The sequence below is a fragment of the Bacillus daqingensis genome, assembly GCF_042654445.1.
GTDB lineage: Bacteria > Bacillota > Bacilli > Bacillales > Salisediminibacteriaceae > Alkalicoccus > Alkalicoccus luteus.
In genome coordinates, this window is the sequence record NZ_JBHSGK010000003.1 from 470997 (window position 1) to 497299 (window position 26303).

Genomic DNA, 26303 nt, shown 5'->3' on the forward strand with positions numbered 1-26303 from the left:
GTGCTTTAATGATGAAAGGCTTTGAACATATTGAACGAGAACTGCAAGATATGAAAGATGCTGGAACATTTCGTGAACTTGTACCAATTGAATCGGATCAGGCTGAAAAAGTAACGATCGATGGGCGCGAATTGATCCAGCTTTCTTCAAACAATTATTTAGGTCTCACCACCCACCCCAGATTGAAGCTGGCAGCCGTTAAAGCGGTTGAAAAATATGGCGCCGGAACCGGGTCTGTCAGAACGATTGCCGGAACTTTTAACATGCACAACGACTTTGAAGAGAAGCTTGCAGAATTTAAGCATACGGAAGCAACACTCGTTCTGCAATCCGGTTTTACGGCCAATCAGGCTGTGCTTGCTTCGATCCTGTCTAAAGAGGATGTCGTTATCTCCGATGAATTGAATCATGCCTCGATTATTGATGGAATCCGCCTGACGAAAGCAGACCGCAAAATATATAAGCACGTTGACATGAAGAGTCTGGAAGAAGCCCTGCAGGCTTCAAGTGACTATAGAAGCCGGCTTGTTGTGACAGATGGAGTATTTTCTATGGACGGCAACATTGCACCACTGCCAAAAATCGTCGAACTTTGTGAAAAATATGACGCGATGATCATGGTAGATGATGCCCATGCAAGTGGCGTTTTAGGCCGTAATGGACGAGGTACTGTTGACCACTTTGATCTAAACGGCCGTGTTCACATTCAGGTTGGAACGCTTAGTAAAGCTGTCGGTGTACTCGGAGGCTATATTGCCAGTACGCAGGCTGTAAGAGATTATTTGATTCAAAAAGGGCGACCGTTCCTGTTCAGCACGTCCCATCCCCCTGCTGTCACAGCAGCTTGCAGTGAAGCTATTGACGTTTTGATTGAAGAGCCGGAGCTGATTGAAAAGCTATGGGATAATACGAATTACTTGAAAAAAGGTTTGAAGAAATTAGGCTTTGATATTGGACTAAGCGAAACCCCAATTACACCTGTGATGGTCGGCGACGAGCGCAGGTCTCATGAATTCTCAGATAAACTTCGCGAGTACGGAGTTTTCGCTCAAGGAATTGCTTTTCCAACAGTAGCAAAAGGCCAGGCCCGAGTGAGAACCATCGTAACAGCTGAGCACAGCCGAAGCACACTGGATGAAGCGCTGAAAGCTTTTAAAAAGGCAGGCAAAGAACTCGGTATCATTAAGTAACAGGCTGTCAGTGTATTATCTTTCACTACAGCAGACATGTTTAATGGTGAATAACGTATCATGATCCGCAGACGCTTAAACGAATTCGGCTTTCTGGTCTGCTGTTTGCAATGGCTTCTATACGGTGCTTTTGAATGCTGGATAGGTCACACGCAGGTTAAAGAGGATACTGGTACTTTTATTTGACTAAATAGAAACACAGGTTCACCTATTGAGAGGCCCTGCCATCGTGCCGGGTCCTTTTTGTCTTGTGATCGATTACACAATGGTAAAACCTGAGTGAAAGGCTTGTCCTTCATTCGACAACCGTTTATAATTATAGGTTGACAGTCTACTTAAATAAAGGAGCTATGCATCCTATGAATGAAGAACAAAAAAAGAAACAACTGGGCCAGGAAAAAGATTATTCCCAGTATTTTCAAACCACATACCGTCCGCCGGATTTGAAGCAGGCGAAAAAGCGTGGAAAAGAAAATGTTGAAATACATTATGACTTTGAAGTGCCGGACTCCATGCAGGGAATCGGATCGGGTAAGAAGTTTCTTATCCGTACTTACGGATGCCAGATGAATGAGCATGATTCGGAAAATATGGCCGGAATACTTATGAATATGGGCTTTCAATCAACGGCTTCTGTAGATGAAGCAGACGTCATTTTAATCAATACATGTGCCATCCGGGAAAATGCTGAAAATAAGGTATTTGGAGAGATTGGGCACCTGAAAAGTTTGAAGCGTGATAACCCAGGGCTGATTATAGGTGTATGCGGCTGTATGTCTCAGGAAGAATCCGTAGTAAACCGTATCCTTGAAAAGCACCAGCAGATAGACTTAATTTTTGGCACGCATAATATACACCGACTCCCGCAGCTTATCGAACAAGCGGTCATGAGCAAGGAAATGGTCATTGAAGTATGGTCAAAAGAAGGCGACATTATTGAGAACATGCCCAGAGCGCGTAAAGGTAAAATTCAGGGCTGGGTGAACATTATGTACGGCTGTGATAAATTCTGTACGTACTGTATCGTGCCTTATACACGAGGAAAAGAGCGGAGCAGACGACCGGAAGACATCATTGAAGAAGTCCGGCACTTAGCCAGAAATGGTTATAAAGAGATTACGCTGCTTGGACAAAATGTTAATGCTTACGGAAAAGACTTAGCAGATCTTGACTATGGCTTAGGGGATTTGATGGATGAAATTCGTAAAATCGATATCCCGAGGGTGAGATTCACCACCAGTCATCCGCGAGATTTTGATGATCATTTAATCGACGTCCTTTCTAAAGGCGGGAACTTGGTTGAGCATATTCATCTGCCCGTACAAAGTGGAAGCAATGCTGTTTTAAAGCTGATGGCACGGAAATATACTCGTGAATCGTACGTTGAGCTGGCTCAAAAAATTAAAGCCGCTATTCCTCATGCTTCATTTACAACAGATATTATCGTTGGATTTCCAAACGAAACGGAGGAGCAATTCGAAGAGACGCTGTCTCTTGTTGAAGAAATGGAGTACGACAGCGCTTTTACGTATATCTATTCTCCAAGAGATGGAACACCGGCTGCGAAGATGCAGGATAATGTTCCGCATGATGTGAAGCGCCAGCGTCTCGCCCGTCTGAATGAACTGGTTAACAGATTATCAGCTGAGAAAAACAAAGCTTGCGAAGGCCAGGTCATGGAAGTACTGGTTGAGGGAGAAAGCAAAAAGAATCCGGATGTACTAAGCGGAAGAACACGTACGAACAAGCTCGTTAACTTTAAAGGTCCAAAAGAATGGATCGGCCGGCTTGTGGACGTTCAAATTACAGAAGCAAAAACCTGGTCCCTAAACGGAGAGGCAGCTGCTTTGGCAGAGGTGAATAATTGATGAGTAACTACACAAAGAAAGACATCATGAATGAGGCGCGAAATCTGGCAGAGAAGATTTCGGAAACCGAGGAAGTGGATTTCTTCAAGCGTGCGGAACTGCAAATCAACGACCACCTGCGCGTTCAGGAAATTATCGCTAAAATTAAATCCCTGCAAAAAGAAGCGGTTAACCTAAAGCATTACGATAAAACAGAAGCCCTGAAGGCAACAGACGAAAAAATAGATGCTCTTCAGGATGAACTTGATAACATTCCACTCGTACAGGAGTTCAAGCAGTCCCAAATGGAAGTGAATGAACTTTTGCAAATGGTGAGTAATACAATCTCTAATACAGTCACGCAGAAAATTATTGAATCTACCGGCGGAGACGTTTTGAAAGGCACAACGACGAAAAGTCCCTTCTCAGACGGGTGCTGATCCGCTGCTGACTGCTGTTCAGCCTCTAAGGGGGCATGAACAGCAGTTTTTATATCACGATACATACGGAAGGTTGATAGTATGGTACAGACAACTCCGATGATGAAGCAGTACTTAGCTATAAAAGAAAAGCACGCGGATGCATTTTTATTTTTCCGTCTCGGAGATTTTTATGAGCTTTTCTTCGAGGATGCGGACCTGGCAGCAAAAGAACTGGAAATTACATTGACAAAAAGAGGGAAAGGTGAGGAAGCCGTACCAATGTGCGGAGTTCCGCACCATTCGGCAGAACAGTACATTAATACGCTCGTATCAAAAGGATATAAAGTTGCTCTTTGTGAACAAACAGAGGATCCTCAAACGGCAAAGGGTGTCGTTCGACGTGAAGTTGTGCAGATTATCACTCCTGGCACGATTATGGGGAATGGTCTTCAAGATGCCCGCAATCAGTATGTCGCCGCTATGACTGGAGAGGCCGCAGCGTATTCCGTATTTGCAGCAGATTTAACAACGGGTGAAGCCTATGCATGCAGAGCTGGAACTGTCACCAGAGCGGTTGAAGAGCTGCTTTCGTACAGTCCAAAAGAGGTTATTCTGTTAGAAGGAAGCTCTCTTTCCGAAATAATAAATGAGCGCACTGAGGCATTTATTACACATTTGCCGGCGCCAGCTGACACGGCTGATGAGGCAGCGGAGCTACCGGAAGACTTGCAGGCAGGAGCTTCCCTGCTGACCTCCTACCTGTATCAGACCGCAAAAAGGAGCCTTGAACACCTGCAGAGATTTGCAGAATATACGCCGTCCCGATACTTACAAATCGATCATTACTCGAAACGTAATTTGGAAATTACAGAAACGATGAGAGACAGAAGCAAGGCGGGCTCATTGTTCGGTGTGCTCGATTATACGCAGACTGCTATGGGGACACGCAGGCTGAAGCGGTGGCTCGAAAAGCCGTTGTACAGTCAGTCGGATGCTGAAGAGAGACATCTGCTTACAGAAAAGCTTTTGGATCGGTTTCTGGAGCGTGATCAAATCAGAGAACTGCTCAAGCACGTGTACGATTTGGAACGATTAAGCGGCAGGATCTCATTTGGTACAGTAAACGGCCGTGAACTGCTGCAGCTGAAAAAATCGTTGCAGCAGCTGCAGCCGCTTGCAAGTGTCCTCACCTCGCTTGAGTGCGGGCCAGCTTCCAGGCTGGCTGCTGAAATGGTTCCGCCGGATGAGCTGATTGAACTGCTCGAATCGAGCATTTCGGAAACGGCGCCGGTTTCCATTACGGAAGGCAGCGTCATAAAGGATGGATACGATCAGCAGCTGGATCAATACAGAGACGCTATGACAAACGGCCGAAGCTGGATCGCCTCGCTCGAAGCAAAGGAGAGGCAGGCCACAGGCATTAAGTCACTAAAAATCGGCTTTAATAAAGTATTTGGGTATTATATAGAAGTTTCGAAAGCTAATATAAATCATTTACCAGAAGGCCGGTACGAACGTAAACAGACGCTTTCAAACGCCGAGCGTTATGTCACACCTGAATTAAAAGAAAAAGAAAAAGTGATTCTTGAAGCGGAGGACAAAAGCGGGCGACTGGAATATGAGCTGTTTACAGCTATTCGGGATCATGTTAAAACATTCATTCCCCAGTTGCAGTCTGCCGCTTTGTCAGTAAGTTCCCTGGACGTGCTTCAAAGTTTTGCTGAAGCAGCTGAACAGCATCACTATGTAAAGCCTGTGTTTAACCAGAAAAAAAACATCTCACTTTCAAGGTCGAGACACCCGGTGGTTGAATCTGTAATTGATGCCGGTGCTTATATCGAAAATGATTTTCAACTAACCTCTGAGCAGGATATGCTGCTGATTACGGGGCCGAATATGGCTGGTAAAAGTACGTACATGCGTCAGCTGGCATTGATTGTCATTATGGCTCAAGCAGGTTCTTTTGTTCCGGCTGATCAGGCAGAGCTTCCTTTATTCGATCACATATTTACTCGAATCGGCGCAGCGGATGATCTTGCCTCCGGGCAGAGTACATTTATGGTAGAAATGAATGAAACGAGGCGTGCAGTCGATGAAGCGACGTCTCGAAGCTTGATATTGCTCGATGAAATCGGAAGAGGGACATCGACTTACGACGGAATGGCACTCGCTCAGTCCGTTATCGAGTACATTCACAATCGAATCGGGGCAGTCACGCTTTTCTCTACTCATTACCACGAGCTTACAGTGCTTGCTGAGAAATTGAGCCGTCTAGAAAATGTCCATGCAACTGCTCGTGAAGATAACGGGGTGCTGACATTTCTGCACCGCATTCAGCAAGGTCCTGCCGATAAAAGTTATGGAATTCACGTAGCGCGACTTGCCGGGCTGCCGGATGAACTGATTCGAAGAGCAGATGATATATTACGGACCTTTGAAAAACGAAATCGTAAACGTACGAAGGAAACGCAGCAGGTGGAGCAGCTTTCACTGTTTCCGGAAGCGGAAACCGAACACCCCGTGCTGGAAGAGCTGAAAAAGGTCGATCTCCTTCACATGACACCGATCGAAGCGGTAACGTATTTAGACAAGCTGCAGCGTCAAATAAAGGGGGAGGATGAGAATGAAGCGCATTCAGAAGCTGGACAGCCTGCTCGCAGATAAAATTGCAGCGGGTGAAGTTGTAGAACGACCTGCTTCTATCGTGAAAGAGCTAGTAGAAAATGCTATTGATGCTTCTGCAGCTTCCATCCGCGTGGAAGCAGACGAAGGAGGCATCAGCCGTCTGCGGGTCATGGATGATGGACAAGGCATCTCACGCGAGGATCGTGAGACCGCGTTTGAACGCCATGCAACAAGTAAAATTCAATCGGACAGAGATTTATTTCGAATCCGCTCGCTGGGTTTTCGCGGGGAAGCTCTTCCAAGTATCGCCTCTGTTTCTGAACTGCAGATGACAACGTCAGATGAAGGAGAAGATGGGGAAACTTTGCTGTATCGCGATGGTATCCTGAAGGAACGAAAGCCCGCTGCACCGCGCAGAGGAACGGATATTACAGTTCAGAAGCTTTTTCACCGCACTCCCGCCCGATTGAAGCATTTGAAGAGTGTTTTGACAGAAGCAGGGCATATCTCCGATGTCATCAACCGAATGGCATTGGCTCATCCCGAAACGAGATTTGAGCTTTTTCATAATGGGAAAAAGCAATTTTCAACACCAGGCGATGGAAAATTATTAAACGTCATGAGACATGTATACGGCTCACGGACAGCTGTGTCGATGAAAGAGTTTCACGCATCGAATGCTGATTTTGAAATAAAGGGCTGCGCAGCCCTCCCGGAGCATGCTAGAGCCGGCAGGTCTTATATTACCGTCATTATGAATGGCAGATTTGTAAAAAGTCAGGTAGTCGTCCGTGCCATATTGGAAGGGTATAAATCACTCCTGCCTATCGGACGCTATCCTATTATTTGTGTGCATATTACACTGGATCCTTCACTAATCGATGTAAATGTTCATCCGTCGAAGCTTGAAGTAAGGCTTAGTAAAGAAACAGAGCTAGCCCATTTTATGAAGCAGGAAATAGTGAAACTGTGGCAAAAAACTGATTTAATCCCTACCGTCACACATGCTGCACATTCGATGCGAAAACAGCAGTCGGAAGCGATACCGCTTTCTTTTTATCCAGAAGAAACTGCTAAATCAGATGCTGTGCGCGAGCCGCCGAGAGAGGCATCTTCTTCTAAAACGACTGAGTCAACAACCGATTTTGACGAGATGTCCGGTCCATCCCCTGAATCGAACTCTTCAGAAAAAGAGGAGCGCGCAGAACATGCTCAAAAGGACGGTAAGTTCCTTGAACCGCAAGACTTCCCTGAGCCCTCAGTTCCATCGCTGGAGGTCGTTGGTCAGTTACACGGAACGTATATTATCGGTCAAAATGAAACCGGCATGTACTTGGTCGACCAGCACGCAGCTCAGGAACGGATCAACTATGAGTATTACTTAAAAAAACTCGCTTCACCCGCAAGAGAACTGAAAACATTGCTGGTTCCGATTACAATTGATTTAGCCGCGCGGGAAGCTGCGGCTGTGAACGAATATCATACCCAGCTTGAAGAATCGGGTATCTATTTGGAACCGTTTGGAACTTCATCTTACCTTGTTCGGGAATGTCCCACTTGGTTTCCCAAAGGCGGCGAAGAAAGAGCGGTCTATGAGCTGATTGATTACGTGACAAAATCAGGTAAAATTGATCTTTCCATTTTTCGAAATGACGCAGCAGCACTGCTTGCTTGTAAAGCATCCATTAAAGCTAACCACAGTCTTCCTCACACGCAGATGCAAGGGCTGCTGGAGCAATGGAGAAAATGTGAAGCCCCTTATACATGTCCGCATGGCCGCCCGGTGATGATTCATTTCTCCACATATGAAATAGAAAAAATGTTTAAGCGGGTGATGAACTGATGGACATCCCCGTTGTAACAACCGGCAGAAAAAACGCTGAACGGTACCGGCCGTACGCGGAGGATTTTGCACATCGATACGGGTTGGAATTCTGTGAAAGGCACGGCTCTTTTTCCAACACCGTGCGTGCACGTCCGGCATTTCTTGCTGGGGGCGGCAGCCTTCGTCTCTATGCAGCGGAAAATACACGGCCGCTGACCTTCCATCCGAGTTCAGCTCATTTAAGAGTGCACGATCAGCAAAACGGCAGCTTGGACCCATTGATTCGTCTTATGCCCGAAATAAGCGGTGCCGACGTTCTTGACTGTACATTTGGTATGGGCAGCGACAGTTTGCTGATGGCATGGAATGGCGCTAACATAACGGCGCTTGAAAGCAGCTGGCCGATTTATATTTTAATGCATGAAAGTATTGACATGGCTGAGAAGCTGGATGCTCCATTTAACGACGCAGCAAAACGAATCAAGCTCATAAATGCTCGTGCCGAAGCATTTCTAAAGACGTGTGAAGATAATCAGTTTGACTATGTTTATCTGGATCCTATGTTTGACAAACCGGTGTCTTCATCCGCGGCAATCGACCCGCTGCGGGAATTTGCTGATCATGGGGAGCCGGACCTTCACTTTATAAAAGAGGCGGAACGGGTCGCAGCCAGCAGACTCATTCTCAAAGATCATTATACAAGCAGTCGTTTTGATCAATTGGGCTTCAAGCGGCTTTACCGGAAGCACGCCTCATTTCACTACGGCTATATAGATTGCGGGGATGAGTTAAAGTGAAAAAAGAAACACTGATTATTATAGCGGGACCGACAGCTTCAGGAAAAACAGAGCTTGCGTTAAAAGCTGCGGCGGAAGTTGATGGCGAGATTATAAGCGGAGATTCGATGCAGATCTATCGAGGTCTGAACGTTGGAACAGCAAAACCGACTGAAAAAGAGCTGCTGCAAATTCCTCATCACCTGATCGATGTTGTGCCTATGTGCGGATCATTTTCGGCAGCCGATTTTCAACAGGGGGCAGCAGACGCGATTCGAGATATTCGCAGCAGAGGTAAAACGCCAATTCTATGCGGAGGAACAGGACTTTATATTCAGAGTCTGCTTTACGGCTATCAGTTTTCTTCCGCCGATTCTGACCCCGAAGTCAGAAAGAAGCTTGAAGATCAAGCTCATAAATACGGTGGGGCCGCTCTATATAAAGAATTGAAAGAAACGGACCCTGCTGGAGCAGAAACAGTGCATCCTCATAATGTAAAGCGAGTCATTCGAATGCTTGAAATTAATGCAGTAACGGGAGCGCCCGTATCCAGCATAGAAGAAATTGCAAAGGAGAGTCCTTACCGCTTTTTACTTTGCGGCCTCGCTCATGATCGCGAGGTTTTATACGACCGGATCAACAGACGTGTTGAGCTGATGGCTGCATCCGGTCTTATAGAGGAAGCTGAAAAGCTTTATGCGGAATGCGGAATGAATGCGCAGGCTTCCCAGGCCATCGGTTATAAAGAGCTGTTCCCTTATATTCGCGGTGAACAGGAGTTGGATGCTTGCCTCAATCAGCTGAAGCAGAATACGCGCAGATTCGCAAAGCGGCAGCTTACTTGGTTTCGGAATAAGCTGCCAGTAACGTGGTTTGATTTGAGCGGGGACAGGGAAGAAAGAGAAAAAGCGGTTATCGGTGAGATCTCCCGTTTTGCCGGTCCGCCAAGACAATCATTCTGATTTATTCAGGAGGGGGAAGAGCAATATGAAACAGCAGCCAGTTAATATTCAGGACCAGTTTCTTAATCAACTGCGTAAAGAAAGCATTCCGGTTACCGTTTTCCTGCTGAACGGCTTTCAGCTGCGTGGACTTGTTAAAAGCTTTGATAACTTCACCGTTATACTCGACACAGATGGAAAACAGCAGCTCGTTTATAAACACGCCATTTCTACTTTTTCCCCTCAAAGGAACGTCCAGTTTAATCAGGATAAACCTGCTCCCTCGTCTTAATGAAGAGAGCCCGGATGAATGGTTCATGCCGGGTTTTTTTCTGCAGGTCAGCTTTAAAGGAGGCGGAGAATGACAAGTCATTACGAAACGGTCATATTAACAGGTGTACGTAAGCAGCAGCAAAGTGAACAATCATTCGACTACCGGATGGATGAGCTTTCGGCTCTGACAGAAACTGCAGGGGGAAAACCGGTGGCCAGGGTCATTCAGACGTTAAAGGCACCTCGTGCAGCAACATACATAGGTCCAGGAAAAGTGGAGGAGCTTTCAGCAGCAGCCGAAGAGCATGAAGCCGGGCTCATCATCTTCAATGATGAACTTTCGCCAACGCAGCTGCGAAACCTGACTGCAGCTCTGCCAGCTGCAGTCATTGATCGAACGCAGTTGATTTTGGATATATTTGCTCAAAGGGCCAATTCCAGAGAAGGTCAGCTGCAAGTTGAACTTGCACAGTTAAGCTATACGCTGCCGAGGCTGCGAGGCCAGGGAACGTCCCTTTCGCGACTTGGAGGCGGAATTGGAACACGTGGGCCTGGTGAAACGAAGCTCGAGACCGACCAGCGCCATATACGAAGCCGGATGGCCGAGCTTAGACGCAGGCTGAATGAAGTGACAAGCCACCGTTCGCGCTACAGGGAAAACCGGAAAGAAAAAGAGGTCTTTCAAATCGCCCTGGTAGGCTACACGAATGCCGGTAAATCGACGTTGCTTGAACAGTTGGCAAAAAGCGAAACGTTTATAGAGGATAAGCTGTTTGCGACACTGGACCCGCTGTCGAGAAAAGTCAAGCTGCCTTCAGGATTTCAGTTCTTATTAACCGATACAGTTGGTTTTATTCAACAACTGCCGACAACGCTCATAGCCGCATTCCGATCAACTCTTGAAGAAGTGAAGGAAGCGGACTTTCTCCTGCATATTGTAGACGCTTCTCACGCAGATGCTGACAACCATGAAGCTTCGGTACATTCGCTGTTAGACGAGCTTGGCGCTGGGACTGTACCTGCAATGACGGTTTATAACAAAAAAGATCTAATAAAAGGACATCATGTTCCGTCAGCAGGTTCCGGAAACTCAATTGCAGTCAGCGCAAAGGATCCCCATGATATTGCGCTTCTGTTTCAAAAACTTGAGCAGCAGCTGAAGGCACAATTTCTTCCTTACGTCGTCCGCTTTGCAGCTTCGGAAGGTAAATTTCTGCATCGATTAAAACAGGAAACAATTGTTACGAATGAAACTTTCAATGAAACGACCGATGAATATGAATTTTCTGGCTACGCACCTGCCGAGACGGCTATAGCCAATGAAGTGATGAGAAAGAGGAGGGAAAAGCCGGAGACTTAACCGGCTGTTATTATGATGGAACGATCTACGATTACTGCTATGAGTGAAGCTGTCCACCGCAGCTTGTTGGAACGGTTTTTCACAATAGGTAAAACGGTAGAAACAAATCAAAAGCGAGTGTTAAATGCATTCCGAAAAGCGGAGGTGTCTGATTTTCATTTTGCGCCGTCTACAGGATATGGGTATGACGACGCGGGAAGAGATAAGCTCGAAGAAATATATGCCGATGTATTTACTACTGAATCAGCACTTGTCAGAAGCCAGTTTGTCTCTGGTACTCATGCGATCAGCACCGCTTTATTCGGCGTGCTGCGGCCTGGTGATGAACTGCTTTATATCACGGGCCGCCCCTATGACACGCTTGAGGAGGTGATTGGATTAAAAGGAGAAGCTGGGGGCGGTTCTCTTAAGGATTACAATATATCGTACAGAGAAATTGAGTTAACAAACGGCAGCATTGATGTTAATGAAGTGTTAAGGCAGATAACTGACCGAACAAAAGTGATCGGAATCCAGCGTTCCAGAGGGTATGGAGATCGTCCTTCCATAAAAATAAAAGAGATGGAGCAGGTCATTCGATCGCTAAAAGCCGTTTATCCGGATGTAATTGTGTTTGTAGATAATTGTTACGGTGAATTTGTGGAAGATAAAGAACCGGGCCACGCAGGTGCTGACTTAATCGCTGGTTCGCTGATCAAAAATCCGGGGGGAGGCTTAGCGCTTACCGGAGGTTATATTTGCGGGAGGGATGAGTTGCTGAAGAAGTGTGCAAATCGCCTTGCAGCTCCCGGAATTGGAGCAGAAGGGGGCGCGACGACAGGAGTCCTGCATGGTATGTTTCAAGGCTTTTTCCTTGCTCCTCATGTTGTTGGCGAAGCACTCAAAGGAGCTGTATTCACGGCAGCTCTTCTCGAAAAAGCAGGGATGACCGTCGACCCGAAAGCTTGTGAAGCGCGCACAGATTTAATACAGTCTGTTCATTTTAACTCTGCCGAAGAAATGACGGCCTTCTGCCAAACAATTCAACAGTATTCCCCAGTAGATGCGCATGTCACCCCACAGCCTTCTCCAATGCCGGGATACAGCGACGATGTCATTATGGCAGCCGGTGCATTTGTTCAAGGCGCAAGTATTGAGCTTTCAGCTGACGGGCCGCTGCGACCGCCTTACCGAGCATATGTCCAGGGCGGGCTCACGTTTGAACATGTAAAAACAGCAGTAACGGAAGCGGCCGCTGCAGCTGTGTCAAATGGAATAAGCAGAGAACACGAGAAAAACAGATGAAGATGGATTATAGGTGAGATAAAAGGCGATGATTTCAGTCAAAAGCACATGAACCACGATTTTGATTGTCAGAAAATTTCCCTGTTAGATTATCTGACAATCACCTTTTCATCACTCGTAAAGTTCGGTAGGATACAACTATCGCAGTTTTCAGAATTACCTGAAGCTGTTCAGATTATCGAAGGAGGAGAATATAAACATGAGCAATACGACTAAAAAAGACATAATGAAAATGGCTGAGGAGGAAAACGTTAAGTTTATCCGACTACAGTTCACTGATTTGCTGGGAATCATCAAGAACGTTGAAATCCCGGTGGACCAGCTTCCAAAAGCGCTCGACAATCTGATGATGTTTGATGGATCCTCCATCGAAGGTTTCGTTCGAATTGAAGAATCCGATATGTATCTTCATCCGGACCTTGAAACGTGGGTTGTATTCCCTTGGACTCCCGAAAAAGGAAAAGTGGCTCGTCTGATTTGTGACGTTCACAACCCGGATAAAGACCGCACGCCGTTTGCCGGTGATCCACGCGGAATTCTTAAAAAAGTACTTAAAGAAGCAGAAGATCTCGGATTCTCCGACTTCAATATTGGACCTGAGCCGGAATTCTTCCTGTTTAAAAATGATGAAAACGGAGAGCCGACTCTTGAACTTAATGATAAAGGCGGATATTTTGACCTTGCGCCTACAGACCTTGGGGAGAACTGCCGACGCGACATCGTGCTTGAACTGGAGGATATGGGCTTTGAAATTGAAGCTTCCCACCACGAGGTAGCACCTGGTCAGCATGAGATTGACTTCAAATACGCGGATGCTGTTACAACAGCTGATAATATCCAGACGTTTAAGCTCGTTGTTAAAACAATTGCGCGTAAACACGGATTGCATGCTACATTCATGCCAAAGCCGCTTTTCGGTGTGAATGGTAATGGAATGCATGCAAACATGTCTCTTTTCCGCAGTGAAAAAGATAATGCATTCTATGATGAGTCAACAGAAACTGGCATGAGTGAAACAGCTATGCAATTCCTGGCTGGTATTCTTAAGCATGCAGATGCTTTTACTGCCATTACGAATCCAACCGTTAACTCCTACAAACGACTCGTACCAGGTTATGAAGCACCTTGCTACATCGCATGGTCCATGCGTAACCGTTCACCGCTCGTGCGTATTCCTTCTTCACGTGGTCTTTCCACACGTATCGAGGTACGCAGCGTAGACCCTGCAGCTAATCCGTATCTGGCAATGGCAGCACTTCTGGCAGCAGGCCTTGACGGGGTGCGCAAGAAGCTTACTCCGCCAGAAGAAACAAACCGCAATATCTATGCGATGGATGCACAGGAGCGTGAAGCAGAAGGCATCCAGGCGCTTCCTGCATCACTGAAAGAAGCGATTGAAGCATTGGCAAAAAACGAGACGATTACGAAATCACTCGGAAGCCATGCTCTGGAACACTTCATTGAAGCGAAAGAAATTGAGTGGGATATGTTTGCCACCCAGGTTCACCCTTGGGAGCGCGAGCAGTACATCCAGACGTATTAAGAATAGCGAAGAGCTGTCCGCATCCGGACAGCTCTTCTTTTGTGAATTTAGCCGCATAAAACAGCAGCGCCTCCTGATTGTTCAGGAGGCGCTGCTGTACAGTCATCGGTTATTCCCGTTTAATGAAGCGTGCGGAACACCCCGACAACCTTACCGAGAATTTGAACGTAATCTAAGATGATCGGCTCGAGAGAAGCGTTTTCCGGCTGAAGGCGGAAATAATCCTTCTCTTTAAAAAAACGTTTGACAGTAGCTTCGTTTTCATCGGTCATGGCTACGACAATATCTCCATTATCCGCATGGGCCTGCTGGCGTACAACGACGTAATCACCGTCGAATATACCGGCTTCGATCATGGAATCACCAGAAATCTCCAGAATAAACGATTCTTCATCCTGTGCGAGACTAGCCGGAAGTGGAACATACTCTTCAACATTTTCAATCGCGGTTATCGGCTGCCCGGCCGTTACCTTACCAATTACAGGAACAGAGATGGACGGGGTATGCGCAATAGACTGGTCACCCTCCTGACCAATAACTTCAATCGCTCTCGGCTTTGTAGGATCGCGACGAATAAAGCCTTTTTTTTCTAATCTGGAAAGATGGCCGTGAACGGTCGAGCTGGAAGCGAGACCGACTGCTTCACCAATCTCTCTGACGGACGGAGGATAGCCTTTATCCTTGACCTCATCCCGGATAAAATCGAGGATCGCCTGCTGCCGGGTGGATAATTTCGTCATGTAAACACCTCATTATTTTAGGTTAGAAACATTCGAGCTTATATTTCCTTATGGAAAAGTATAGCATGAGAACAAAGGTTTCGCAAACGTTCGTTCTATTTTAATGTTGACACGAACGTTCGTTCCTTGTAAGCTGTTTATAGAATGTACGAACAAATATTCCTGCGAACAAAGGGGCGAACAGTTATGATCAGGCATTGGAACATCACAGGACCAGTAACATCACTACTTGCAGCAGCTGCTATTTTCTCAGCAGCCGGGGTAACCGGAGAAGATCATCCTGTTATGCCGGCCGACGGCGAACACGTGGTGAAGGAAGGTGAATCACTTTGGACTGTAGCTGATTCTATGTCTGAAGAGCTGGACATGAAGCTGGAAGAAACCGTATACTGGCTGAAGCAGGAAAATGAGCTGGACAATGAAACAATTTATCCTGGACAATCATTAACCGTACCAGGCGAGTGGATTGGAGTGGCATCAGAGTGAATGCTTTTATATACTGCCGCGTAAGCACTGAAAAAGAAACACAGCAAAGTTCGTTGGCACGGCAGGAAGAAGAGCTGGCGGCAGCTGCAAAAGAATGGGGAATGAATACGGTACAAATTGAACGGGAGGAAGCGAGCGGTTATGACGTCGACAGGCCTGGGATTCTCACGATCCTGGAGGGAATGAAAGAAACTGAAGATGCTTGTTTGCTTATTCAGGATGAAACCCGGCTTGGACGAGGGAATGCCAGGATGGCTCTACTGCACCAGCTTCGTAAATATGACTGCACTGTTTATTCCATTAAGGATAATGGGAAGCTGCAAGTTTCAGAGACTGATTCAATGGTATTGGAAATTGTATCGCTTGTCGAAGAATATCAGCGCAAGCTTCAAAATGCGAAGATCAAGCGCGGGATGAAGAAGGCGGTTGATGGCGGCTACAAACCTCACAATAATTTGGAACGGCATCGCCTCGGCGGCCGTAAAAAAATGGAGGTCCCGGTAGAGGAAATCGTCCGGCTTCGTCACAACGGAATGACGTTTCATGAGATTGCAGTCATGATGCGTGGGCTTGGATTTACGGTTTCCAAAGCTACTGCTCACAGAAGGTACCGGGAATACGTGAATGAGAGCAGACTGCTTGAAAACGATTCTGTGAACCGGTAAAATGAACCTATTATTTATAATTGGAGGCATGTTACAGGTGATCAGTAAAGAAAAACTCGACCGGATTAACCTATTAGCTAAAAAAGCTAAGGCAGACGGTTTATCTATCAAAGAACAAAAAGAACAAAAAGAGCTGCGCCAGGAATATTTAAAAAACGTTCGCAGCAGTTTTCGTAATCAACTGAGCTCTGTTAAAGTGGTTGATGAAGAAGGAAATGATGTAACGCCGGAAAAGCTGAAAGCGGAAAAACGGAACAACAATATTATTCATTAGCAGATAAACCATTCTTTTAAAGGAATGGTTTTTTATCAGTCTATTTGTTCATTGAATGAACAAATAGACTGAACCCGCGCCTGTCAACGATACGCCAGTCTGCAGACGTACGTACAATTGTGTGCAAAGTTTCGTTTTCTGGTTGTCTAACCGGTGCGAAACATATATCATAAAACGAGTAAGGTAAATTAAAACGCAAAGTGAGGGTGTTAATTCATGACAATGACCACTTCCGTTGATCAACTGTCGATTAATACGATCCGTACCCTATCAATTGACAGCATTGAAAAAGCTAATTCCGGACATCCGGGTATGCCAATGGGCTCTGCACCGATGGCGTACAAGTTATTCACTGAATTTATGCAGCACAACCCGGCGAATCCTGACTGGTTTAACCGGGACAGATTCATCCTGTCAGCAGGTCATGGATCCATGCTGCTTTACAGCCTGCTGCACCTGCACGGCTATGATGTAACGCTTGATGATTTGAAGAACTTCCGACAGTTCAACAGCCGTACTCCTGGCCACCCTGAATATAAGCACACCCCCGGCGTTGAGGCAACTACTGGACCGCTTGGACAGGGAATTGCGATGGCTACGGGCTTTGCGATGGCTGAAGCGCACCTTAGCGCAGTGTATAACAAGCCTGGATACGACCTGATCGACCACTATACGTACACGATCTGTGGAGATGGTGATCTAATGGAAGGGGTTTCGGCTGAATCGGCCTCTCTCGCTGGACACCTGAAACTCGGTAAACTGATTGTTCTTTACGATTCCAACGACATCTCACTGGATGGCGATCTGCACCAGTCATTCTCTGAAAGCGTAGCTGACCGGTACCGTGCGTATGGATGGCATGTATTGTACGTAGAGGATGGCAATGACCTTGAAGCAATCACAAAAGCTGTTGAAGAAGCGAAAGCGGATGATCGTCCATCGATGATTGAAGTAAAGACAGTTATCGGGTACGGGTCTCCGAACAAGAGCGGGAAGTCGGCTTCCCACGGTGCTCCGCTTGGAGAAGAAGAAGCTGCAGCTGCTAAAAAAGCGTACAACTGGGAATATAAAGAACCGTTCTATATTCCTGACGAAGTAAAAGCGCATTACAACAGTCAGAAAGAAAAAGGACAGCAGCAGGAAGAGGCGTGGAACAATCTTTTCGCGTCTTATAAAGAAGAATATCCCGAGCTCGGCGCACAGCTCGAACGAGCGATTCACAACGAGCTTCCGGAAGACTGGGATGCAGATATCCCTGTATATGAGGAAGGCGATAAATCCGCTACAAGAGCATCCGGGGGCGAAGTGCTAAATGCCATTGCCGGCCGGGTACCTAATCTGTTTGGAGGGTCTGCAGACCTTGCATCATCCAATAAAACGATGCTGAATGGTGAAGAAGACTTTAGCCGCAACAACTACGCAGGACGAAACATCTGGTTCGGCGTAAGAGAATTTGCAATGGCGGCTGCCGTTAATGGCATGGCTCTTCACGGGGGAGTTAAACCTTACGGCGCTACATTCTTCGTCTTTTCTGATTACCTGCGACCGGCAGTCCGGCTTGCAGCCTTGATGAAAATTCCGTCTACGTTTGTCTTTACACATGACAGTATCGCTGTTGGGGAAGACGGTCCAACTCACGAACCGGTTGAACAGCTTCCATCTCTCCGTGCGATGCCAGGGCTTTCCCTTATTCGACCTGCTGACGGCAATGAGACAGCTGCGGCCTGGAGACTTGCTGTTGAATCTAAGGATCATCCGACCGCACTCGTGCTGACTCGACAAGGCCTGCCAGTGCTGCCAGGGTCAAAGGATTCAGCTTTGGAAGGTGTTAAAAAAGGCGCGTATGTAATTAGCGAAGCAAATGGACGTCCAGACGGCCTGCTGCTCGCCTCAGGTTCAGAAGTGTCACTAGCAGTGGATGCACAGTCTGCGCTTGAAAAAGAAGGCATTTTTGTATCAGTTGTATCTGTTCCAAGCTGGGACCGCTTTGACAAGCAGTCAGATGCGTATAAAGAATCTGTACTGCCATCCGATGTGAAGGCTCGACTGGCTATTGAAGTAGCTTCTCCGCTTGGATGGGAGCGTTATACTGGTTCAGAAGGGTCTGTGCTCGGGATTGAAACATTTGGTGCCTCAGCACCAGGTGATCAGATTATGAAGGAGTATGGATTCCATACAGACAACGTTGTAAACCGATTTAAACAGCTTTTAAACAAATAAGTGCCGTGTTCCAGATGGTCTGAGTTGAATCAGACCATCTGTTTTTTAGCTGATAAATAGCGAATCCTGTCCAAAAGCTTCTTTGCAAATGGACTGCTCTCATGTATACTAATGGAGGTTAGGAATTGTGAGTAGAAGGAGGGTCAGGCGATGCAGCTGTGGCTTGCGATATTGTTAATTGTCATCGCTTTACTGGCAGGAATTGCACTTGGTTTTTTCATCGCGAGAAAATATATGATGAATTATATGAAGAAGAATCCGCCGATTAATGAAAAAATGCTGCGAGTGATGATGATGCAGATGGGCATGAATCCGTCTCAAAAGAAAATTAATCAAATGATGAAAGCAATGAACAACGCGAACGATAAATAAAGCGATTTGTTCTGCTGAACGTGCATTTGAAACCCGGAAGAAGGGTGGCTGTTCGAGCTGATCGAACAGCTTTTTTCATATCCGGGGATACTGAAAGAGCAGGTGAACAAACGATGAGTACCCTTGAACTTCCCTCCATACAGGTAACAAAAATGCTGGAGAAAAACCTGCCAGTTGTTGATGTCCGCTCACCGGGAGAATTTGCACATTTTTCATATCCGGGAAGCATTAACCTTCCTCTCTTTACGGACGAGGAGCGCGTTGAAGTCGGCACTACGTATAAGCAGGTGGACCCCGAGCGTGCAAAAGATATCGGAATTACACATTTTGCTGAAAAGCTTCCGGAATATTACCAGACGATAAAAGAACTGACGGAAAACGGAGCAAAACCAGTCGTTATAGCCTGTGCAAGAGGCGGGATGCGAAGCGGAAGTTTTGTCTCCCTGTTTGCCTCATTGAAGCTGCCGGTTCTCCAGCTGGAAGGCGGAATACGCTCAATCAGAAGATATGTGCAGGTCGAACTGGAGCGATTGTCCACTTTGCCATGGAAGGCAATTGTAATTGGAGGTTATACCGGCACTAGAAAAACGGTTTGGCTGGAAGAGCTTCAAAAAAAGTCATGGCCCGTATTAAATCTGGAAGGCCTCGCTAGTCACCGAGGTTCGATATTCGGTCACATTGGATTAGAAAAACGGTCTCAAAAGCAGTTTGAATGGCTGCTTATGAAAGAACTGCAGAATCTTGAGCATTTCCCTTATATGATTATGGAAGCAGAGAGCAAACGGATCGGACCTATTGTTCTGCCGGAATGGCTTCAGCAAATAAAAGAAAAAGGCGCATATGTAGAGCTGCATGATTCCATGAAAAACCGTGTTGCGTATCTGCTGAAGGAATATAAGCCAACAGAAAACGCGGAATCGTTTAAACAGGCATTGGATCGCTTGAAAAAAAGACTCAAGCCTTATTCGCTTGAAGTTATCGAAGCTGCCGAGCAAAAAGATGACTACGCTGCCATTTTTGAAGAATTACTGACCTCTTATTATGATCCTCGATATTCACATAAGCAGCAGGAGTATACCGAGAACGAGAGGATCTATCCTGTGCATATAGAAGACATGACGCAGGAGCAAATTCTCCAGGCGATCAGCGAAGCGGTTGAAGAGCAGGCTGATCAACTGAAAACATAGCAGGCAGGTTATTGTCCCATTACTGTTTATTCAGGGAAGCATCTGGCTCGCTGAATATGCTATACTGAACGCGGGAGTGCGATAGGGGGGAGCGCTATGTATGCAGTGCTGTTTGCAGTAGCTGCCTTTCTGATGGCTTGTGCCGCTGTAGTAATTCGTATGAGAGCCATGAAAAAACCTGCGTCGGTAAAGAAAATTTTAATACCGCCCGCAGCGATGTCTACCGGCTTTCTTATGTTTTTATATCCGCCGGTTCAGCAGATCACCTGGCTGGAGGCAGCTGAAGCGTTTACAGTAGGATTGCTATTTTCTATTATTCTAATTAAAACATCGTCATTTGAAATTCGACATGGAGATGTCTACATGAAACGATCCAAGTGGTTTCCAGTTATTCTAATGGGACTGCTGGGAGTACGACTTGTTGTCAAGCTTGCACTTGGTATTTACTTTTCATATGAAGTGCTTGCGGGAATGTTTTTCCTTCTCGCGTTTGGAATGCTGCTGCCTTGGAGAATTGCTATGTATGTGAAATTCCGGCGTGTCCAAAAAGATTTTCTCGGCCGGCAGGAAAAAGAACCGCTGCAGGAACCAGCCGGCTCAGCCTGAATATCCAATTACTAAAGCAGAAAGCCGCCGGATCGTTTTGATCCGGCGGCTTTCTGCTTTTTTACACAGCTGATGACGTCCCTCGTTCAGGAGATTGCCTGAAATATTTTTCATAAGGTGCAGCATCAATATTTTTTTCCTTCAATTTCTTTCTTAGAAATTTATGATCCCGTTTAGGCGTCGCAGCAATATAACCTTTTATAATAAGTTCCTGTGATAAATAGTCAGCCTTTTCTTCAAGCGCAAACTGGCCAATTTTACCGGCAATTTTCTGTTTGGCGATATCACGAAATAATTCAGGGACGGGTTCAGTTAATTCATTTAAGAGCGCTTTTTTATCGTCGGTCCACAAATGAAGCGTTTTATCAATATAGTAGTCCTGCCAATCCAAAATGGATTTACCATCTTTTTTTGGCATTTTCTTCAAAAATTTGCGGAACATAAAATATCCGCCGATCGCAACTAGTACAAATACGAGTATCGACCAAAGCAGGATAAACCACATAAATATATCTTCCAACGGAGCGTCACCTGCTTTCTTTTCAATCTAATGCAGATGTTGGCGGGACCGTGTGGGAATCGAACCCACCGGAGACGGCACGCGCCTCCCAAAAGGCTTTGAAGGCCCAGGTAAGCACCAGCTACACAGCCGGCCCCATGTAATACTGCGTCGTAGACAATTATACTCGAAAAGCACAATAGGATGCAAATATGCTTCCTGAAATGCTATGATGCATGCAGGAAAACGAAAGTGGTGAGGCAGATGACAAAGTTTATTACATTTGGTATGGCAGGTCACATCGATCATGGAAAAACAACGTTAACGAAAGCATTAACCCACGTAGATACCGATAGATTAAGTGAAGAAAAGGAACGGATGATATCCATCGAACCTGGCTATGCCCCCTGGACGATCGCTGAAGGTGTCCGGGCTGCAATCATTGATGTCCCCGGGCACGAGCGGTTTATCCGGCAAATGATTGCAGGCGTAGCTGGTATTGATGCCGTTATGCTTACGGTTGCGGCAGATGAGGGAGTTATGCCTCAAACGAGGGAGCATTTAATCATTCTGGAACTGCTGGGGATTGATTTAGGCATTATTGTCATTACAAAATCCTCAAAAGCGGATGACGAGATGCTTGAACTGGTTGAAGAAGATATCCGTGAAGCTTGTGCCGGAACATTTTTAGAAGGGGCGGAACTGGTCGTGACGGATGCAGTTAGAGGAGAAGGGCTGGATGCTTTGAGAGAGTCAGCACAGCGCACTGCTTTACGTGCACAGCTCCGGACAGAGGGAGGAATATTCCGAATGCCGGTTGACCAATCCTTTTCTGTAACCGGTCACGGCACGGTCGTGAGAGGAACGATCCATTCAGGAACGGTGACTGAAGGAGATGTCCTTTACCTTCTTCCAAACAAAAAAGAAACACGAGTGAAGCAGATTCAGTCATTCGGCACGAAACTGCCTGCAGCACACGCCGGAGACAGGGCCGCATTGAATCTTCATGGCATAAGCACAGATGAGGCCGGCAGAGGTACGGTGCTTGTTTCTGAAATAACTCCTCCCACTAAACGGCTGGACATCTGGATGAGACCGGGAAGGTTGTTTCAATACCCGTTAAAACAACGGCAAACAATTAAATTTTTCACGGGGACTACGGAAGTAACCGGCAGGATTGTTTATTTTGACCGGAATAAGCTGGAGCCTGGAACAGAGGGAACGGTCTATTGCCAGCTTGAACTTGATACGGAAGCAGCCGTCTGGAAAGGAAGCCGCTTTATTTTGAGACGGGCAACTCCTCCGGAAACAATAGGCGGAGGTGAAGTGATTGATCCTGCAGCCTCTAAGTACCGCTTTGGAGATAAAACAGTTGCACTTTTAGCAGAGAAAGCAAAAGGAACGCCAGCAGAGCGTCTCGAGCTCTTTTTAAATCAATCCGGTCCTTCTGAAAGAAAAGCTGTCAAAGAAAAGGGGGCGTTCACTGAAGAAGAGATAAACGAGGCGCTGAATGAAGAGCTTGTTAAAGAAACAGGGAAATGGCTCTATACAAAACATCATTTGGAACGAACTGTTCGTGCTGTTACTGCTCAGCTGCAAGAGTTTCACGAAGCTTATCCAATGAGGCGGGGAAAAGATATTGCAGAGACTGCTGGTTCTTCTCCATATGCCAAACAAATATCGGAGGCGCTGATTCGCATAGGGACGTCCGAAGACAATTATCGTATTGATGGAAGGTTTATTTCTGCAATAACTCATCAGGCTCACTATCCGAAAGAGTGGGAAAAAAGAATGCAGCAGGTGGAGTCTGCGCTAGCTGAAGCAGAGCTGATGCCGGAAACATTCTCGACGATAAGTGCAAAAGCAGGTATCCCAGAAAAATGGATGACAGAGTTAAAGCATTTTTTGATCAATCAAGATATTGCTGTTGAAGCGGCCGACGATCTGTTATTTCATTATTCCGCCGTAAAAACCGCTGCAGGGCGGCTTTATGACAAATATCCGCAAACGTTAACCCTGCAGGATGCGAAGGCAGCATTAGGAATCACGAGAAAATACCTCGTCCCACTGCTGGAATCGTTTGACCGGCAGGGATGGACGAGGCGAAAGGAAGGAGATCGGATCTGGTCCGACCCGTCATCTTTTGTCTGAACTGCTTACACGCAAACCGCTTAACTTAAAAGTCGTCGAAAGAATCATAGAGCCGTCCAAAGCGGACGGCTCTATATTGATAGTACGCAGAGGCTGCCTTATTTGTGGATGTGAACCGTTTTTTCGGATGGTTCCGTCACATATCCCACAATGACAGCAGGAAATTTAGAATCTTTCATATCCTCGATGTAAGCTGCAGCTTCTTCTTTATTCATCGTGATCATCAGTCCGCCGGACGTTATGGCATCTGCAGCAGCAGCTTTCTCGTGCGGTTCCATTGCAGGGCTGTACTGTGTTTCATTTTCCAGCCATTTAATGTTTTCTTTTGTCCCGCCAGGAATGGTTCCTGCTTTAGCGTGTCTTGATGTACCTGGCAGAAACGGTATTTTCATAAAGTCAAAGTGGAAACTGACGCCGCTTCCTTCCGCCATTTCATATCCATGGCCGATCAAACCGAACCCTGTCACATCTGTGACAGCGGTTGGCTGGTAAGCAGCCAGCTTTTCGGCAGCTTCTTTATTGAGCCAAGCCATTGTTTCCTGAACTTGATCAATCTCTTGTTCGGAAGCTTTGCCGAACTTAACGGCAGTTGTTAAAATGCCGGCACCTAACGGCTTCGTTAGCACAATTGCATCACCAGGCTTAGAACCTACGTTACGGAAAATACGGTCAGGATGCACCGTTCCCGTGCAGCTCAATCCGAATTTTGGTTCAGGATCATCGATTGAATGTCCACCTGCAATGACAGCTCCCGATTCTTTCACTTTATCAGATGCACCTTTTAAAATGGCTGCTAAAATGGAAGGGTCAAGTTTTTTAATCGGAAATCCGACGATATTCAGTACGGTGACCGGTGTTCCGCCCATCGCATATACGTCACTCAGTGCGTTTGCCGCTGAAATTTGTCCAAACATATAAGGATCGTCAACGATTGGAGTGAAGTAGTCCACCGTTTGCACTAGAGCAGTATCATCGGTAAGCTGATAAACGCCGGCATCATCTTTTGTATCGATTCCTACCAGCAACTTTTCATTACCATTATCTTTAGGCAAATGACGCAGAACCTGCGTCAGGTCCTCAGGACCAATTTTGCACCCTCAACCAGCTTTCTTTGTCATTTGCGTTAAACGTTTTTCATTATGAAATATAGTCATTTCAAGTCCTCCTCTCCTTTACGTACGTTCTCATTATAACGCTGCAATTGACCAGGATAAAGCAATACACTAGAATAACATGTAAAGAAGGATGTCAGGGGGGCTGATGGATGAGAATCCGAATTGAATTCTGTATGCAGTGAAACTATGCGCCAAAGGCTGCGAGTTTCGCGGCAGAACTATTTAATGAATTGAGGCGGGAAATTGATCAAGTAGAGCTCATTCCGTCATCAGGCGGGGCGTTTGAAGTGTTTACAGATGATGTGAAAATCTATTCAAAGCTGGAGTCGGGACGGTTTCCGGAAGCTTCGGAGGTAATAGTAAAACTAAAAAGCAAACAGGAGTGATTGAAATGGCTAAATTGTTGCTTAAACTGCTGGTTATTGCAGGGGCCAGTATATATTCTTACGGTGTCTATCAGGATGAGAAGAAGAGGAAAGAGCTGAACGAGGCGTGAATGAAGAACGAGCACAGCTGCTGCGTTTACTGCCTTCTGTGAATCGACTGCTAGAAGAGCCGGAAGTGCGTCAGCTTGAACAGGGCGGTATGACAAGAGCCTATGTAACGGAACTTGTTCAAGAGGCAGTAACCAAAACGAGAACCTCTATCTTACAGGGTGAAAAAATGCCGTCAGATAAAAAAACGTTACTTGATGATATTAAGCTTAAACTTATTAAGGCACAGCGGAAGCATCCGTTCAGTTTAAGAAGAGTTATTAACGGAACGGGCACAGTGCTTCATACAAACCTTGGACGTGCTAGATTAAGTCAAGCTGCTTTGGCACATATGATGGAGGCGGCAGGGTTCTACTCGACCCTTGAATATGATTTGGAGAACGGGAAAAGAGGTTCCCGCGGCACTCACGTTGAAGAATTAATCTGTAAAGCAACCGGAGCAGAGGCGGCCGTGGCAGTGAATAACAATGCAGCGGCTGTTTTTTTTGTACTTAAAGCACTCGCGGCTCCAGGGGACGTCCTTGTATCGCGCGGAGAATTAGTCGAAATTGGCGGCTCTTTCAGAGTGTCATCGATTATGGAAATGAGCGGAGTTCACTTAAAAGAAGTAGGTACTACAAACAAAACACATCTCAGCGACTATCTGGAAGCCGTGACGGAAGCTACATCTATGATCATGAAGGTGCACACAAGCAATTTTGCTATAAAGGGTTTTACAGCATCTGTAGCTCCAGTTGAATTAAAAGAGGCTGTTCCAGACAGCGTGATTATTTATGACGATCTGGGAAGCGGTTCACTCTATGATTTTCAGCAGCATAATATTGGACAGGAGCCGCTTATCCGGACAGCTGTTAAAAATGCGGACATTGTAAGTTTTAGCGGAGACAAGCTTCTTGGAGGTCCTCAGGCAGGCATAATTGCCGGGAAAAAGAAATGCATTGATCAGCTGCGCCGCCATCAGCTGGCCAGAGTGCTGCGTCTTGATAAGGCTACACTGGCAGCGCTTGAGGCTACATTATTTGAATACAGTTACGGAAGTCCAGCCGAACACATTCCGGTAGTCCGGGATATTTTAGCGACATCTGAAGACGTAAAGAAACGCATTGTGTCTTTCCTGGAGGATCAAGCATTTCAAACGTTAGAGCTTGATATCGTTCCTGTGACATCTAAAATAGGCGGAGGGACGATGCCTGTTACGGAAATTCCTTCTTTCGCCTTGTCCATCAAAAATCCGTTATTGGAGACAAATGAGCTGGAACGAAAATTGAGAGAAGCTGAGATCCCTGTAGTAGGAAGAATAAGCCAGGAGCACTATCTGCTGGATTTCAGAACAATTGCAAAAGAAGACTTCATCCAGTTGGCAGCCGCACTCCAGAATCTCGATGCGGAAAAGTAAGCACATGACCTT

At 46.2% G+C, this 26303-nt stretch carries 23 protein-coding genes, 1 tRNA gene and 1 pseudogene; 21 read left to right on the forward strand and 4 right to left on the reverse strand.

Translation table 11 applies throughout. From position 1 onward, the window contains the following. Positions 1–11 precede the first annotated feature (11 nt). From ACFO4L_RS03645 to glnA, 11 genes are all read left to right on the forward strand, one after another. Complete coding sequence (locus tag ACFO4L_RS03645) at positions 12–1190, forward strand: glycine C-acetyltransferase (RefSeq protein WP_377908296.1); 1179 nt, start codon at positions 12–14, stop codon at positions 1188–1190. 359 nt (positions 1191–1549) lie between these two features. Then, the gene (gene miaB, locus ACFO4L_RS03650; RefSeq protein WP_377908297.1) at positions 1550–3058 is read left to right on the forward strand and encodes a tRNA (N6-isopentenyl adenosine(37)-C2)-methylthiotransferase MiaB; all 1509 of its coding nucleotides are present in this window, start codon (positions 1550–1552) and stop codon (positions 3056–3058) included. Next, positions 3058–3477: a YlbF/YmcA family competence regulator gene (locus tag ACFO4L_RS03655; RefSeq protein WP_377908299.1), complete on the forward strand. Its 420-nt coding sequence runs from the start codon at positions 3058–3060 to the stop codon at positions 3475–3477. The genes miaB and ACFO4L_RS03655 overlap by 1 nt, the downstream gene beginning before the upstream one ends. An 81-nt stretch (positions 3478–3558) precedes the next feature. Then, entirely contained in the window at positions 3559–6123 is a 2565-nt protein-coding gene (gene mutS, locus ACFO4L_RS03660) for a DNA mismatch repair protein MutS (protein WP_377908300.1), read from the forward strand. Further along, a complete protein-coding gene (gene mutL, locus ACFO4L_RS03665) occupies positions 6083–7927 on the forward strand; it encodes a DNA mismatch repair endonuclease MutL (RefSeq protein ID WP_377908301.1) in 1845 nt (614 codons plus the stop codon). Before mutS ends, mutL begins: the two co-directional genes overlap by 41 nt. After that, positions 7927–8706 carry a class I SAM-dependent methyltransferase gene (locus tag ACFO4L_RS03670; protein ID WP_377908302.1) on the forward strand — a complete coding sequence of 260 codons (780 nt, stop codon included), beginning with the start codon at positions 7927–7929 and terminating at the stop codon, positions 8704–8706. Before mutL ends, ACFO4L_RS03670 begins: the two co-directional genes overlap by 1 nt. After that, positions 8703–9647: a tRNA (adenosine(37)-N6)-dimethylallyltransferase MiaA gene (miaA, locus tag ACFO4L_RS03675; RefSeq protein ID WP_377908303.1), complete on the forward strand. Its 945-nt coding sequence runs from the start codon at positions 8703–8705 to the stop codon at positions 9645–9647. Before ACFO4L_RS03670 ends, miaA begins: the two co-directional genes overlap by 4 nt. A gap of 25 nt (positions 9648–9672) precedes the next feature. Beyond that, entirely contained in the window at positions 9673–9918 is a 246-nt protein-coding gene (hfq, locus tag ACFO4L_RS03680; RefSeq protein ID WP_377908304.1) for an RNA chaperone Hfq, read from the forward strand. A gap of 69 nt (positions 9919–9987) precedes the next feature. After that, positions 9988–11259 carry a GTPase HflX gene (gene hflX / locus ACFO4L_RS03685; RefSeq protein WP_377908305.1) on the forward strand — a complete coding sequence of 424 codons (1272 nt, stop codon included), beginning with the start codon at positions 9988–9990 and terminating at the stop codon, positions 11257–11259. A 39-nt stretch (positions 11260–11298) separates the two neighbouring features. Beyond that, positions 11299–12543: a methionine gamma-lyase family protein gene (locus ACFO4L_RS03690; RefSeq protein ID WP_377908559.1), complete on the forward strand. Its 1245-nt coding sequence runs from the start codon at positions 11299–11301 to the stop codon at positions 12541–12543. A 199-nt stretch (positions 12544–12742) separates the two neighbouring features. After that, positions 12743–14086, forward strand: coding sequence for a type I glutamate--ammonia ligase (gene glnA, locus ACFO4L_RS03695; RefSeq protein ID WP_377908306.1), 1344 nt, complete (start codon positions 12743–12745; stop codon positions 14084–14086). Between the two features lie 119 nt (positions 14087–14205). Here the strand turns inward: glnA and lexA are convergent, their stop codons facing one another. Then, the gene (gene lexA, locus ACFO4L_RS03700) at positions 14206–14826 is read right to left on the reverse strand and encodes a transcriptional repressor LexA (protein WP_377908307.1); all 621 of its coding nucleotides are present in this window, start codon (positions 14824–14826) and stop codon (positions 14206–14208) included. A gap of 186 nt (positions 14827–15012) precedes the next feature. Between lexA and yneA the strand changes: the two genes are divergently transcribed. The 7 genes from yneA to ACFO4L_RS03735 all read left to right on the forward strand — a co-directional run bounded on the left by yneA (position 15013) and on the right by ACFO4L_RS03735 (position 20636). Beyond that, positions 15013–15312 carry a cell division suppressor protein YneA gene (yneA, locus tag ACFO4L_RS03705; RefSeq protein WP_377908308.1) on the forward strand — a complete coding sequence of 100 codons (300 nt, stop codon included), beginning with the start codon at positions 15013–15015 and terminating at the stop codon, positions 15310–15312. Next, entirely contained in the window at positions 15309–15977 is a 669-nt protein-coding gene (locus ACFO4L_RS03710) for a YneB family resolvase-like protein (protein ID WP_377908309.1), read from the forward strand. The genes yneA and ACFO4L_RS03710 overlap by 4 nt, the downstream gene beginning before the upstream one ends. Before the next feature lie 37 nt (positions 15978–16014). Further along, the gene (locus ACFO4L_RS03715) at positions 16015–16251 is read left to right on the forward strand and encodes a DUF896 domain-containing protein (protein WP_377908310.1); all 237 of its coding nucleotides are present in this window, start codon (positions 16015–16017) and stop codon (positions 16249–16251) included. Between the two features lie 222 nt (positions 16252–16473). After that, positions 16474–18471, forward strand: a complete 1998-nt coding sequence (gene tkt / locus ACFO4L_RS03720; protein ID WP_377908561.1) for a transketolase — start codon at positions 16474–16476, stop codon at positions 18469–18471. A 150-nt stretch (positions 18472–18621) separates the two neighbouring features. Continuing rightward, on the forward strand, positions 18622–18843 hold the full coding sequence (locus ACFO4L_RS03725) for a YneF family protein (RefSeq protein WP_147802274.1): 222 nt from the start codon (positions 18622–18624) through the stop codon (positions 18841–18843). A 113-nt stretch (positions 18844–18956) separates the two neighbouring features. After that, positions 18957–20030 carry a tRNA 2-selenouridine(34) synthase MnmH gene (mnmH, locus tag ACFO4L_RS03730; protein ID WP_377908311.1) on the forward strand — a complete coding sequence of 358 codons (1074 nt, stop codon included), beginning with the start codon at positions 18957–18959 and terminating at the stop codon, positions 20028–20030. A gap of 96 nt (positions 20031–20126) precedes the next feature. Next, positions 20127–20636 (forward strand): CcdC family protein, encoded by a 510-nt coding sequence (locus tag ACFO4L_RS03735; protein WP_377908313.1) that lies wholly within the window; start codon positions 20127–20129, stop codon positions 20634–20636. Between the two features lie 61 nt (positions 20637–20697). Here the strand turns inward: ACFO4L_RS03735 and ACFO4L_RS03740 are convergent, their stop codons facing one another. Together ACFO4L_RS03740 and ACFO4L_RS03745 are read right to left on the reverse strand one after the other, a co-directional pair. Further along, entirely contained in the window at positions 20698–21141 is a 444-nt protein-coding gene (locus ACFO4L_RS03740; protein ID WP_377908562.1) for a DUF2621 domain-containing protein, read from the reverse strand. 55 nt (positions 21142–21196) lie between these two features. After that, positions 21197–21293, reverse strand: a tRNA-Sec gene (locus tag ACFO4L_RS03745). Between the two features lie 106 nt (positions 21294–21399). On the opposite strand from ACFO4L_RS03745, the gene selB reads away from it, so the two are divergent. Continuing rightward, positions 21400–23286: a selenocysteine-specific translation elongation factor gene (gene selB / locus ACFO4L_RS03750; RefSeq protein WP_377908314.1), complete on the forward strand. Its 1887-nt coding sequence runs from the start codon at positions 21400–21402 to the stop codon at positions 23284–23286. A 98-nt stretch (positions 23287–23384) separates the two neighbouring features. On the opposite strand, the gene selD is transcribed toward selB, so the two are convergent. After that, positions 23385–24440: a selenide, water dikinase SelD gene (gene selD / locus ACFO4L_RS03755; RefSeq protein WP_377908315.1), complete on the reverse strand. Its 1056-nt coding sequence runs from the start codon at positions 24438–24440 to the stop codon at positions 23385–23387. A 155-nt stretch (positions 24441–24595) separates the two neighbouring features. Here selD and ACFO4L_RS03760 point away from each other — a divergent pair. Both ACFO4L_RS03760 and selA read left to right on the forward strand, forming a co-directional pair. Next, positions 24596–24787 (forward strand): annotated as a pseudogene (locus ACFO4L_RS03760) (Rdx family protein); the annotation flags it as partial. 106 nt (positions 24788–24893) lie between these two features. After that, a complete protein-coding gene (gene selA / locus ACFO4L_RS03765) occupies positions 24894–26291 on the forward strand; it encodes an L-seryl-tRNA(Sec) selenium transferase (protein ID WP_377908316.1) in 1398 nt (465 codons plus the stop codon). The last annotated feature ends 12 nt before the right edge of the window (positions 26292–26303 follow it).

Excerpts from the sequence above, each read along its gene's own strand:
- ACFO4L_RS03645 (WP_377908296.1), top strand. The coding sequence starts at position 12 with ATGAAAGGCTTTGAACATATTGAACGAGAACTGCAAGATATGAAAGAT.
- miaB (WP_377908297.1), top strand. The coding sequence starts at position 1,550 with ATGAATGAAGAACAAAAAAAGAAACAACTGGGCCAGGAAAAAGATTAT.
- ACFO4L_RS03655 (WP_377908299.1), top strand. The coding sequence starts at position 3,058 with ATGAGTAACTACACAAAGAAAGACATCATGAATGAGGCGCGAAATCTG.
- mutS (WP_377908300.1), top strand. The coding sequence starts at position 3,559 with ATGGTACAGACAACTCCGATGATGAAGCAGTACTTAGCTATAAAAGAA.
- mutL (WP_377908301.1), top strand. The coding sequence starts at position 6,083 with ATGAAGCGCATTCAGAAGCTGGACAGCCTGCTCGCAGATAAAATTGCA.
- ACFO4L_RS03670 (WP_377908302.1), top strand. The coding sequence starts at position 7,927 with ATGGACATCCCCGTTGTAACAACCGGCAGAAAAAACGCTGAACGGTAC.
- hfq (WP_377908304.1), top strand. The coding sequence starts at position 9,673 with ATGAAACAGCAGCCAGTTAATATTCAGGACCAGTTTCTTAATCAACTG.
- hflX (WP_377908305.1), top strand. The coding sequence starts at position 9,988 with ATGACAAGTCATTACGAAACGGTCATATTAACAGGTGTACGTAAGCAG.
- ACFO4L_RS03690 (WP_377908559.1), top strand. The coding sequence starts at position 11,299 with ATGAGTGAAGCTGTCCACCGCAGCTTGTTGGAACGGTTTTTCACAATA.
- glnA (WP_377908306.1), top strand. The coding sequence starts at position 12,743 with ATGAGCAATACGACTAAAAAAGACATAATGAAAATGGCTGAGGAGGAA.
- lexA (WP_377908307.1), bottom strand. The coding sequence starts at position 14,826 with ATGACGAAATTATCCACCCGGCAGCAGGCGATCCTCGATTTTATCCGG.
- yneA (WP_377908308.1), top strand. The coding sequence starts at position 15,013 with ATGATCAGGCATTGGAACATCACAGGACCAGTAACATCACTACTTGCA.
- tkt (WP_377908561.1), top strand. The coding sequence starts at position 16,474 with ATGACCACTTCCGTTGATCAACTGTCGATTAATACGATCCGTACCCTA.
- ACFO4L_RS03725 (WP_147802274.1), top strand. The coding sequence starts at position 18,622 with ATGCAGCTGTGGCTTGCGATATTGTTAATTGTCATCGCTTTACTGGCA.
- mnmH (WP_377908311.1), top strand. The coding sequence starts at position 18,957 with ATGAGTACCCTTGAACTTCCCTCCATACAGGTAACAAAAATGCTGGAG.
- ACFO4L_RS03735 (WP_377908313.1), top strand. The coding sequence starts at position 20,127 with ATGTATGCAGTGCTGTTTGCAGTAGCTGCCTTTCTGATGGCTTGTGCC.
- ACFO4L_RS03740 (WP_377908562.1), bottom strand. The coding sequence starts at position 21,141 with ATGTGGTTTATCCTGCTTTGGTCGATACTCGTATTTGTACTAGTTGCG.
- selB (WP_377908314.1), top strand. The coding sequence starts at position 21,400 with ATGACAAAGTTTATTACATTTGGTATGGCAGGTCACATCGATCATGGA.